Here is a 12,775-nt window from a genome sequence, read left to right as displayed (position 1 = left end):
ATAATAATAATATTAAGTAAACCTATGAGATAAATAAACAATCATATTAGTTGTAATCTCCTATATAGGTAACTATAGATCGTGCAGGTATTTCAAACTTGCTACTTTTAACATTAGTTCCTTTTTTTAGATTTGAATTTTCGGAAGTAACATAGGGTGTAAGTTCATCGTTTTTCAACGCAGTACTTAAATCAAGTTTGTATAACCTTGGTGTCTCACTATAATTAATAGCTACAATAACCAGTTTCTTTTTGGCTGTATCTTTATATGCAGTTAACATCACATCGGCAGATGCCAATACCGCATTTTGATTAGGAATTTGTAAACGAACCATTCCTGGACGAACAAAAAGAGAATAATTACCAAAAGCCCATAATAATTTTGAATCACGATAAACTCCATCATTTTTACAATAATTTGGATCTAAAGGCCCGCTCGTGCTAACACCATTATTAGTACCATCATCTAAGTATACTAATCCATCCTTGTAGTCGAATCTACTAAGAGCGGTCCACCATTGCCACGAGGACGCATTTGCTACAGCAATATCATTATGAATCGTTCTCGCCACAAACAATGCCGACTTGATTCCTAGGTCACGTTGATTGCCTGAACCTCCTGGTATTTCGTTGATTCCAGATTCTAATATGGAATATTCCGTTTGCCAATATTTCAAACCTCCCATTTGCTTAACTCGCGAATTTAATTTTTCACGATAACTTATCATATCATTTACGGGCCACGAAGTAAAATAACTATGCCCAGAAATTACCTTTTTCACATTGGGCAATTGAGAGATATTAGTAGCAGAAGAACTTCCAAAAAACGCATTTATTTGATCGTCTCTATCTTCCCCATTAACATTTTCATATAAGTAATTAAGCTGGGCAGCTTCACCAAGAACAATTTCTGTTTTTAATGATTTTGCCTTGAGTTTGTCTGATAATAGCTTGGTTAAATCATACATTTCTTGATTCGTTGCAGGAGTTCCCTCCTGACTTTGTTGACCGTTACTTCCTGCCATCCAATCCCATTGTGGCTCATTTACTGGACTCAAATAGTCAAAAGTAATTCCTTCGTTACGTTGCAAATTATCCATTGTTTCCACTAAGAAATTCGCATAATCTGGAAGCATTCCAGCCTTAATGTTCATGTTTAATTTCTGGGGTGAAAAGGCCTTTCCGTTTAGAGTCATTTGCACTGGAGGACTAACTGCAAATGCCATAAATTTATCAACGCCACGACTTTTTGCTGCTTGCAAAAACCATCGTTGTCCTGCCTGTTTTGTCCAGTCATAAGTTCCATCTGGTTTTTGAAAACATTCGGTTCTACGCCATTCATCATAAATATTACTATTGGATCCCTGTTCTGCACTTCCTGCACCTACATAGAATCTCCAAATGGACAACCCAATTCCTTTGGGGTTACCTGCAGCGTCAATTTCTTTACTGAAAAGTAAATCGGCAATAGCATTTCTTTTCTCAACAGGCCAATTTTTCCCTACAAATTGACAGCGCCAACCATCTGATGCACCAAAACCATCCATCGTCTGTAGCTCTTGATTCAAGTCGATTTTAATTACTCTGACAACTGAAGCTATTGGTGGTGGGGCTAAATCGACTTCAGATGAACAAGACAAAACAATCACGCCTAAAAACATCAGGCTAGATATCGTTATTTTTAATTTTTTCATTTTTTTTTAATAATTAGGATTCTGTTTAACTACACCTTGACTTCTATCAATTTCGGATTGTGGTATAGGCCAAACTAGATTTTTATTTAGATTAAAGTTTACACCTTTATCTTGTAGTTCTTTTAAATTGGTTGTTTCAAATTTATCCGTAGACAAGGTTGTATTATACAACACAAAAGTTCCTGAAGGCCCCATAAGACTTGCTATTATAGGCTTGTTAGTACTAGGGTCTATTTCACGACGAATATCAAACAAACGAAGCCCCTCAAAAGCAAATTCCATTCGACGCTCTTTCCAAATAGCTCGTAGTATGTTATCTCCAAATACTTTTCCAGTCTTTGGTAAAAGTCCAACCCGAGCCCTTACTATATCGACATTAGTTAATGCTTGGGCTGTTTTACCTAAGTGAAATTGAGCTTCTGCACTTGTAAGATACATTTCGGCTAAACGTATTACAGGAACATTAAGCGGAGCATTACCAAATGTACTAACAAGAGTACGTCGAGTAGCTACAGGTATATAAAATTTTCGGATAATACGTCCCGATTTACTTTGCTTGGCATCCCAGATATGAGTTGGATTGTTTACTTCATCACCATAAGCCGCTTCCCCTATTACCGTAATTGTACTGCGTCGACGAACAATATCATTCTCAGATTTGTAGCAATTTTCCAAGTCACTTGTTGGTACACACCAACCCCATCCATCCATAACATCTTTAGAATCTTTAGAAGGAAAATTATCTTTTAATTCACCTCTAGCTCCTGTGAATGTAGACATTATATTACCTAATTGTCTGCTTGGATCGCTGTTAGTTTGGGCTTCCAAAATAGATTCAAAACCATTTTGATTGTTTACATTCCATATATTAAGAAAATTTGTTTCTAAAGAAAATCCTCCTTCTGTGATTACTTTGTTGGCAAAGTTTTCAGCATCTTGCCATTTCTCCTGAAACAATGAAACTCTTGCCAATAAACCATAACAAGCCCACTTGGTTACTCTTCCTTTATCTGAAGTTGAGTAAGATGCTTTTAACAAATCGGCAGCCTTCAAAAGATCTGTTTCTATACTTTTATATACTTCTTCTTTTGATGCTCTTTCCAAGGTTAAATCATTAACACTTAAAGGGCTTAATGCCAATGGAACTCCTCCAAAATTGTTTACTAAATCGTAGTAATTATAAGCGCGAAGAAACAAGGATTCTCCCAAATATTGATTTTTCTGGGCATCAGTTATTGGAGCTTTTTGAACTCCATCTATTGCAATATTACATGCTCCAATGTTTTCATAACGTGTTTTGAACAAGTCAGATAGATATCCCATATTATTAGGAGCCATTAAATACTGGGCTGCGGGTATAAAACCTGAAGCATTTTGCCCTGTATTACCCATCCATGCATCATCTGTAGCAGTCTCATTTGCCAATCTTCCTGGTATCAATTGATACCAATCATAGTGCAAAAAGGCGCGTTTATACAAATCGTTTACAAAAGTTTGACACTCTTCTGCATTAGAAAAATAGTTGTCAAGGGTTTGTACTCCTCTCTCGTCGTGTTGGATAAAATCATTGCTGCACGAGCTTGAAATAAAACACAAGGCTATTATTGATAATATTATTTTTTTCATAATTAGTAAATTAAAATGTTAAATTAATTCCAAATAAAATGGTTTTTTGAATCGGATAATTCCAACCGCCAAAGCCAAAACCAAGTACATCACCACCAACTTCAGGTTCAACACCTGAGTATTTTGTAAGGGTCCATAAATTCTGTCCAGAAACTGAACATCTTATTTTATCAAAACCTCTAATTTTATTGATGGTATATCCAAATTGGATATTTTTTAAACGCAAATAGGAACCATCTTCAACATAAAATGACGAAAAACGGGAGTAGTTTTGATTATTATCCGATTGTGACAAACGGGGTATATCATTCGAAGTTCCTTCCCCATGCCAAGCTGTTTGTGTCAAACCGCTTAATTTGTTGACTCTAGAGTTCGCATTATTTAACTCGTCTTTATTTTGATTTACGATATCATTTCCTATGCTTGAATACAAATTGGCCAAAAAGTCAAAATTTTTATAAGAACAATTCAAGTTCAAACCCATTGTAAACTTAGCCCATGGAGAACCAATTTTAGTCCTGTCATTTGAGTCAAGGACTCCATCGTGATTTATATCCACAAATCGAATATCGCCTTCTTTAGCATAAGGCTGTAATAAATCTCCATGGTCATTAGTTTGTGCGTTCAGCTCTACTTTGTTTTGAAACAAACCATTGGCCTTATAACCATAGAAAAAACCTGGCTCATCGCCTGCAATAGTAAGTGTTTTTTCTCCATATCCAAATAATTGCTCATTATCTGTACTGAGCTTTACCATTTTTACATTGTTACTCGTGAAGTTTATATTTGCTCCATAATTGAAATCTTTTATGAAATTCTTGTAAGCTAAACTAAACTCCAATCCTTGAGATCTCATCGAACCTACATTGGACCAGATTCGAGCATCTGATGGGTATCCACTGTAATTAGGGTATGCCTTTTGGAACAACATATTTTCAGTGGTTTTTACATAATATTCTATGGTTCCTGTAAGCTTGTTTTTATAAAGCCCAAAATCTATTCCAGCATTTACATCCTCTACTGTCTCCCATTTTATATCTTTATTGGGTACTGCACTAGGGTAAGTAGTATTTACAACCATTCCGCCTATTGTATAATAATTTTGTCCTAATTTAGAAAGGTAAACACTTGCTGGCAAGTTTTGATTTCCAACTTTTCCCCAACCTACTCTAACTTTAAGATCGCTTAAAACATCTGTAAAATTTGACATAAATTTCTCTTGTGAAGCTTTCCAAGCAAATGATGCTGATGGAAAAGAGGCCCATTTATTATTATCTAAAAATTTAGATGATCCATCTCGTCGGTAGGTGGCAGTTAAATAGTATTTGCCGTCATAATTATAACTCAAACGACTTAAATAAGACATAATTGAATTGGTATAGGAGCTTCCAAAAGTTTGCGGGTTCAAAGTTCCTGCATTCAACTCTTGCAAAGGGTCAGAATTATTTGGAAGTTTTTGTATCGAACCATATAAATCTGAACCATTAACTTCTTCGAGTGTGTTACCAATCATAAAAGATAAATTATGTTTTTCATCGAAGGTTTTTATATAAGTCAAAGTGTTTTGCAAACTCCAAGCATTTGTCATGTTTGTAGTTCGCGAAATTGAGTTTATCAATTGACTTTCGTGAGCGACATCAATTATGAAATTAGGATAAAAATTATCTGAAATATTTGAAATCAACTCATAAGAAGCTTGTGAACGGAAAATTAATTCTTTTATGGGACTATATTGAAAATACCCATTCGTAGCAAGAGCATAACTTTTATTTGTAGATGTAAATCTTTTAACACTTGCAACAGGATTCCATACATAGGTCGGAGAACGAGCATAGATACTGTATTCATTTTCATCTCCTGTTAATTGGTCTGCTGGCTTGTAAATAGGAGTAATCGGGTCAATTCTGTCAAAATCTGCCCAATTGCTAGGGTTACCATAAGTTTCATATCTCGGGTTAAGAGATATTCCGACGGATACTTTTTCGGAAAATTTATAATCTGATACTATACGTGAAGTGAATTTTTCCCATCCTCCTTTTTCATAGAAAGAATCTTGCTTAAAATAGTTCAAACTTACGGCAAAAGTGTTTTTTTCATCACCCCCTTTAAATCCAAAACTAAAATTATTAATAGCTGCCATTTTTCTGATACCTGCGTTCCACCAATCAGTAGAATTTCCTCTATAACTTGTAGGGTCACCAAACTCAGCCGGAAATCCCGATGCGAGTGCTGCAGAATTAAATATTGTTGCATATTCTTCAGCATTTGCCATTTTATACGGATTATTCATTAATTGTACCCCATAACTAGCATCTACATTAAAAATAGTTTTTCCAGACTTACCCCGTTTAGTTGTAATCAATATTACCCCATTTGAAGCCCGGCTACCATAAATAGCACTGGCAGAGGCATCTTTAAGTATCTCCATACTCTCTATCTCATTGGGATTCAAAAAGTTTGCATTAGTACCCATAGGCACCCCATCAATTACATAAAGTGGATCTGTACTTAAATTTATCGTTGAAATTCCTCGAATAAGCACTTTAGCGTAACCCCCTGGACCACCTGCACCTACAACTTGTACTCCTGCAACCTTTCCTTGAAGTGATTCATTTACATTCCCCACTGTCATAGATTTTAATTCTTTACCTTTTACAGTAGCAATAGAACTTGTTACATCACTCTTTTTTACAGAAGCAAAACCAATTACCACTATCTCGTCCAATGCATTCTGGCCATCTTCAAGAGTTACATTAATAATTGTATTTTCACCTACCTTTATCAGTTTGCTCGTGAAGCCGATAAAAGAAAATTCAATTTCCGACTCCTTATTTGGCACTGTTATAGAATAATTACCATCAAAATCGGTTACTGTATTAATCTTCGAACCTTTCAGAACAACATTTGCTCCAACAATAGGTTCCTTTTTAATATCTAAAACCTTGCCCTTCACAGTTATCTGCCCAATAGTTATTACACTAAATAACAAGGCAGTAACAATCCAAATTGTTTTTTGTTTCATCTTAAATTATCTTTAATTATTTTAATATTAATGTAGCACGCTCTAATTCAGTATCTAACGTAAAAATATAAGTCCCGGCCGTTGCGCCTTTGTATGTAGCATTTGCGCCTCCATTGAATGGCACAATGCCAAAAGTATCTAAACGCCAGAATGGGTTCCAGCCTGCTCCTGCAATTGTCATTTGTACATCACTTCCATTTAGTTTTAACTCACGTGTCAATCTGTAAGGATTTGACGGATCGGCAGATAGCGGAAGTGTATTGGCTTGACCAGTCCAACCCTCTCCATCAAAACCACCTCCGTGAACGTAAATGGGTGTTGTGCTCAAATTAATTGGAGCTTTAGTTGGTGTATAAGGGGTAGCTGTATAAGTTAAATCAATTGGATTAACAGTAATTTTATAATAGCCTTTGGTAGGCAAAATAATAGGATTCGTAGTTGTGCTATTTTCAAGTGATCCACCAGCAGACAATCCAAAACAATGTGGTTCAAAGGAAGCTTCTTGACCAAGTAAAAAGATTTTCTTGTTATCTGAATCCGCATAATATTTGAATGTAAACACATTCCCTACTTTACTATGAAAACGCATTGGAACTCCAAAAGCATCTTTAGTCAAATCAGAAGAAAGAGGGAGATCTACCAAATACATTTCTGTCAAACCATCTGCAACAGTGAAATTTATCTTTGTGGTGGCTTCATTGGGAGTCAAGAAATTGTCTTTAGCGGTAATTAAAATTTCGTAGGTTTTCAAATCTGCCGGAATTGAAAACGTTTTCGAATATTCATACAGTTTTGCCCCTCCTACCGTTATTACATCATTAATTCCCAAAGCTGCACATGATACAGTTAATTTATCTATACCAGTAATATCCTCCGCGGTGAAACTAATGGTAACTTTGGTAATGGCAGCTTTAAAAATCACACTTCCATTTACCGGTTTTACTTTAGTTAATTTTGGTGCTTCAAAATCACCATCCAGTCTTAAGTTTATTTTTTTGGAGACAACATTACCAGATAAATCTGTCAATATCAACTCTATTTCGAATTTATCAGTGGTAAGCTTAGTTTCAGGAATTAAAAAGAAATAACTTAAATCATAGTTCTTAACCATGGGATCTGTCGAGAACACAATTACCTTGTCAAGTTGAAGTTCAGGTATTCTAATGTTGACTGATTTTAAACCTAAATCATCATTTAACGAAGCCTTGATTTCAAACTTCCTGTTAGGGCCTCCATAAATTTCATTTGTCGCGAACGCTATTTCGGGATTACCCGAAGATGGAAAGCTAGGCTCGTTATTATTACAGCCGACAAAGGCTGCAAATAGAACAAGCATTAATAATAATTTCATTTTTTTCATGTTTGTAATAATTAAGTTAGTGTAAATAAATTGGTTGATTGTTTTTAATAAATGCTTTTCGCTGATTCTTTAACTTTTTCTTTTTCTTCTGTCAAAATCAATTTCAAAGCGTCTAGGTTTTTTATGGGTTCAGGCTTAAATGATGGGTCGTTCATATAATTAAGTATGGAAATCAGCATTTGCTTGGCAACTGGACGTTTTTCTATATCTGTAATCAAATCAAAGGAGGCTATTACCAGTTTTCCTGACCCTATACTACCTTCAAAAAGTGAGGCCAATTTTCGGTTATTTGCAAAGTTGTCCACCATCTCGACAATTGGATTACCGCCAACAATACTATCCATTATTAGAGTAGTGGAATTGACGTTTAAATCCCACCATTGCCAATCGGTGTGTTTGTCTGTTGGAAAATCAGCCAAGGCTTTGTGAGTTGGATCGCAAAGTATGCCCATCGTGCCAGCTTGTTTTGGAAAATGGATAGGACTCCAAAATACAGGTACAAATTTCCCTTCTATGCCCTTAATTTTTTTCCAATCTGGATTTAACAATACTTTGTGCCCTGCTGCAAGATGTGTAAAAGCATCCTTGAGATTTCGTGTATAAATCACTTTACCGTAATCTATCGTCTGTTTTTGTGGATAAACCCAAACATTCCACTGATTTTTATAATCAGTTCCTTTTAGAGCAACTTGAATGTTTAATTTAGTGGCTTTAGTTATTTTTTGAAGACTCTCGTTAAACTCAATAACTTTTTTATTGTATCCCAACGATATAGTTGTTGTCGTCGACCCCGATGCCATAACAGTCATTCCATTATTGATACTCCACTCTATTACTTGATCTTTTAAGTCATTGGCAGAATAATTACTCACATCCAAAGTCGCCACAAAAGATTCATTATTCACATAAGTTGCTTTTGGAAAACGAATGAGAGGTACAACGGGAGCAGAAAATTGTCTAAATTCTGCGGCAGAAATTAAATTTTTACTATCCCAAAAAGCATCCAACAAGCCTACTAAAGCTGTTCCCTGACCTGGAAAATCGTGTAAATCCAATAATTGAAAACCACTAATTCCAGCAGTTTTCACAGCACGCTCTATTTCTTCTTTGTAAAGTATAACTGCCAGTTTGCCAGACGCCTCAGTATAATCAGAAGCTTTGCCAATCAAACCTTTTTGTTCCAAATCTTTTTTAATCGCCTTAAAATTGAGTGGTTCCAATACACCTGTATATTTAGAAATCTCATCCATTTTAGGGTAAACTGCATATTGACCTATTTCGTGCGTAATTAACGGTACGGTCATCCCTTCTACCGCATTGGAATAATCTTTATCAAAAGTAGGAGACTCACTGTTGAAAACACCTTGTCCGCGAACCCAACCTTTTTTAGTCCACTGGGTAATAAAAAAATCGTCCTCAGGTTCAGGCCACTCACCATGTCCTTTTTCAAAAGTAAATGATGTCGTGGTATAAAGATGTCTTGCGTCTTTGAACTGTAACGTTTTTATTAATTGAGTCAATACCTTGAAATCTCCTTGCAATTCGTTGCCTAAAGACCACATACAAAAAGAAGGGTGGTTACCATATTCTTTAATCATAAATTCAGCTTCTTCGTAAAGAAAATCAGTTACTTTTTGTTCTTTACCAATATTTAATGACCAAACTGGCAATTCTACTTGCAAATAAAAACCCATTTCGTCTGCCACTTCAAAGGCAGCTTGAGGAGGACACCAAGAATGAAAACGAAGATGGTTTAATCCCCAATCTTTCGCTGCTCCAAAAACTTTTCTCCAACCTTCTTTATCCATTGGGGTATGACCCGTAAGCGGAAAAATGTCACATTCCAAAGTACCTCTCAAGAAAACGGCTCTATTGTTTATGGTAAGTACAGAACCTTTTTTTGAAAAATTACGCATTCCAAAATCTACCGACGCAGATGATTTGTTTTTTGAAGTATTCAACTGGGCTTTCAATTCATATAATTCCGGTGAAAATTCATCCCATAGTTTTACATCCTTGCCCATATCATAATCAACATTCAGTACAGATTGACCTGGATTAATTGAAATTTTATTGGAAAATGCAGTAATCGAGCTATTGGTCTTTTTATTAACTGCTACTATATTTATGACTCCTTTTACTTTTCTTTTGGTGTTGTTATATAAACTAATAGCCAGTTTTGCTTTTGACAAGGCAATGTCTGGATATACTTGTAAATTAGAAATATGAACAGGATCCAATGCTTCTATTTTCATTTCGCCCAATATTCCATTCCAAATAATTTGGGTTTCATTGGTATAAGCGTGCGCCATATTAGCGTCTAAACTGATGTCAAACTGTTTGCGATTGTCAACACGAATGGTAAGACGGTGTTTTTGTCCTGGAACAAGATATTTAGTAAGATCAAAATAATGAGGAGTAATTAGGCTGTGTTGCTCATTAACTAGCTCTTTACCATCTATCCAAACATTGGTTTTCCAGAGTACACGCTCCAATTTTAATATAAATTCTTTTCCTTTCCAGCCATTCGGAACTGTTATTTCGCGAGTATACCAAACAGCTCCTAAATAACTATTTTTCCGAGTTAAATGGCTCATTTGCAACTTTTCTAAACTTGGTTTTAAAGTATTAGGCACTCCAAGTCCCGCGTCATCAGTAGTTCCCGGCAATTGGATTAGTTGTTTAAACACCTTGTTTTGCCATCCGTTTTGCAACCCAATATCTGTACTGTCCAACTGAACAGTCCACGCCCCAGCAATATCCAATTCCAGTTTATCACTAGAATTCCAGGAACAGAGCAAAAATAAAATTAAGAATGATGTTACTATTCGTTTCATTTGAATGATCTAAAAATTTTATATTTCAATATTTGATTAGAACACCCGATGACGTTCCAATATAATACTATTTTTACTTACTAAAGGTTTGCTTATTAATATCCAACTGTTTGACCTTGTGATAATATTTGGCAGATTGATCCTCATTGCCTAATCCACTGTGTCCAAGCGCCATAACATAATAGCAATGCACTTGATTTCGACTGGTTAAATCATCGTCCCAAATGGCAAGATCTGGAAGCGATACCGCAAAATAATCGATTTTACATTTTTCAAAAAGATACTTTTCTCCATGGGCGATCAGCTTGTTGAAACAACTGCGAGCCTTGTCTTCATCTCCCAATTTACGCCATGCGAGTCCTTGATAAAATATCTTGTCTGGCTGTTGATCGTTGTAGAAAAATGCCTGAACAGGCTCCGATGATCCAAGAGTTGCCTGAACAAAATTTATATTTGCATTTGACATATCTCCAAGCCCTTTATAGGCTAATCCTTTATAATAAAACACCTCATTTTCTTCAGCATTTTTTAATTTGCCTTCGCCTAAATTATGAGGATACGCTTCAGTTTCTTTCAATAATTCAATAGCATATTCAAATTGTTTTTCGGCTATTGCAATTTTTGCCAATTCAACTCTACATAATGTATACTGTCCAGTTACTTTGCCTTCACCCCCTTCCCAAGGATGAAATTTTCGTTTGGAGATAAGGTCTTTCGCAACATCATATTTCCCTAATTGGTTGTACAAAATAATGCGTTCAATGCACAAATCGTCTCGCTCTTCTACCATATTCTCATATTGATTCAGAAACTCTAATCTTTGAGCTGGAGATTTACCGATTTTTTTATAAAGTTGATCTATCTCCATTAATATTCGAGAATCCTTTGAATCTAATTCAAATGCTTTTTCCAAAAAGTCTTGAGCCTTCATCTTGTCGTCAAGTTTATTAAAATATGCAAGGGCCAGATTCCTCAACACTGTTGGGAATTTATCATCAATAGTCGCCGACAATTCCCAGCATTGAATAGCATTATCGTACTGACGGAATGCGTACCAAAAATTACCTAAATAATAAGGAGCTTTTGCATCCGAAGGATTTACTTTTATGGCGTCTTGCAAAATAGTAACTTCTTCGATACGATTAGGAAAACACTTTTCAGGAGATTGCAGAGCTGCTTGCTTATACCATTTCATTGCCAAGTTATCGTCTCCTTTCATAGAAGCAAAATAACCCAAAGCGTAATATACCATAGGATATGTAGCTTCTGTTTGATGGATACATTCTTGCAATAATTGACTTGCTTCGTCATATAATCCTGCACCCGCAAAGTCAAGTGCATATTCAATATACCCGTGAGACCATTGACGCATTATGGTATTCATCTCATCAAGTACAGCTTTGTTTTTGGTTATCAAATAGTTCTCGAAACGACACCCCATATTGAAACGATCAATTTTGATAGATTCTTCAATCCAAGCCAAAGCTTCGTCGTTTCTATTTAATTTTCTTAATATAGAAGCTTTTAATTGACGCGCTTTATGATTGTGCCAGTTGCGAACAAGACCAGATTCTACACGTTCCAGCGCTTCGGTCCATTCGCCTCTAATACTATCAATTTGTGCCAGCGTATAAAAAGCAGCATCTTGCCAGGCAGCGTTCCAAGTGGACTTGAAAAGTGAATTGTAAGCATCATCAAACTTACCTTGCAACTTCAGACAATACCCAAGGTTATAAAGCGGCTCTCCATCATTAGGATTTGGATTGCGCTCCGTCAATACTTCCACTGCAATTTTAAATGAGGATTCTGCTTTTTCAAACTGTCCTCTTCTCATCATTAGTAATCCCATCGCATTATTGCATCGAACGTCATTAGGTTCTCTACTTAAAGCTTCTAAATAATAATCCAGTGGATTATATGTAGCATGGCGGTATTGTTCAAGATGCAAACCTGTTAAATACAATTGTTCAATAGACGAAATGTCTTTTGGGTCAGGAGCAGCTTTTGCCGGATCGGGAACCGCTTTTATTTCTGGTTTTTCTTCTTGATATTCAACAAGTATTTTGCCTTCTGACGTATAAATTATAAAAATTAGATTCTCTGATAATCTATTTCCAATTGAAACGTTGTTTTTATACGGATTTAATGGTGAAATTGTAATTTCCTCTTGAAATAAAACAATTCCTTCATTGTCTTTGAGTACTAATTGTAGGTTTTCGAAAAGACTCGTCGTGTAT

Annotated in this window: 6 protein-coding genes; all 6 read right to left on the bottom strand. The window is 35.7% G+C overall.

What is annotated here, in order from left to right; genetic code table 11:
* Nucleotides 1–46 precede the first annotated feature (46 nt).
* Nucleotides 47–1,693: a glycoside hydrolase gene (locus tag ACH2BV_RS01435; protein WP_395048756.1), complete on the bottom strand. Its 1,647-nt coding sequence runs from the start codon at nt 1,691–1,693 to the stop codon at nt 47–49.
* Nucleotides 1,694–1,699: 6 nt separating this feature from the next.
* Nucleotides 1,700–3,319, bottom strand: coding sequence for a RagB/SusD family nutrient uptake outer membrane protein (locus ACH2BV_RS01430; protein ID WP_395048755.1), 1,620 nt, complete (start codon nt 3,317–3,319; stop codon nt 1,700–1,702).
* A gap of 10 nt (nt 3,320–3,329) precedes the next feature.
* Nucleotides 3,330–6,341 (bottom strand): SusC/RagA family TonB-linked outer membrane protein, encoded by a 3,012-nt coding sequence (locus tag ACH2BV_RS01425; RefSeq protein WP_395048754.1) that lies wholly within the window; start codon nt 6,339–6,341, stop codon nt 3,330–3,332.
* Nucleotides 6,342–6,357: 16 nt separating this feature from the next.
* Complete coding sequence (locus ACH2BV_RS01420) at nt 6,358–7,692, bottom strand: hypothetical protein (protein WP_395048752.1); 1,335 nt, start codon at nt 7,690–7,692, stop codon at nt 6,358–6,360.
* A 53-nt stretch (nt 7,693–7,745) separates the two neighbouring features.
* Nucleotides 7,746–10,538, bottom strand: coding sequence for a sugar-binding domain-containing protein (locus tag ACH2BV_RS01415; protein WP_395048750.1), 2,793 nt, complete (start codon nt 10,536–10,538; stop codon nt 7,746–7,748).
* 73 nt (nt 10,539–10,611) lie between these two features.
* Nucleotides 10,612–12,775: tetratricopeptide repeat protein (locus tag ACH2BV_RS01410; RefSeq protein ID WP_395048749.1), on the bottom strand; the 2,164-nt coding region annotated here is incomplete at its 5' end.

The organism is Flavobacterium sp., assembly GCF_043780635.1.
In the GTDB taxonomy this organism is placed as follows: domain Bacteria; phylum Bacteroidota; class Bacteroidia; order Flavobacteriales; family Flavobacteriaceae; genus Flavobacterium.
The sequence above is the reverse complement of the archived record's forward strand: the minus strand, read 5'-3'. Positions and strand labels throughout refer to the sequence as shown.

What these genes read in the sequence shown, in the direction of transcription:
- ACH2BV_RS01430 (WP_395048755.1), bottom strand. Translation starts at nt 3,319, where the DNA reads ATGAAAAAAATAATATTATCAATAATAGCCTTGTGTTTTATTTCAAGC.
- ACH2BV_RS01420 (WP_395048752.1), bottom strand. Translation starts at nt 7,692, where the DNA reads ATGAAATTATTATTAATGCTTGTTCTATTTGCAGCCTTTGTCGGCTGT.
- ACH2BV_RS01425 (WP_395048754.1), bottom strand. Translation starts at nt 6,341, where the DNA reads ATGAAACAAAAAACAATTTGGATTGTTACTGCCTTGTTATTTAGTGTA.
- ACH2BV_RS01435 (WP_395048756.1), bottom strand. Translation starts at nt 1,693, where the DNA reads ATGAAAAAATTAAAAATAACGATATCTAGCCTGATGTTTTTAGGCGTG.
- ACH2BV_RS01415 (WP_395048750.1), bottom strand. Translation starts at nt 10,538, where the DNA reads ATGAAACGAATAGTAACATCATTCTTAATTTTATTTTTGCTCTGTTCC.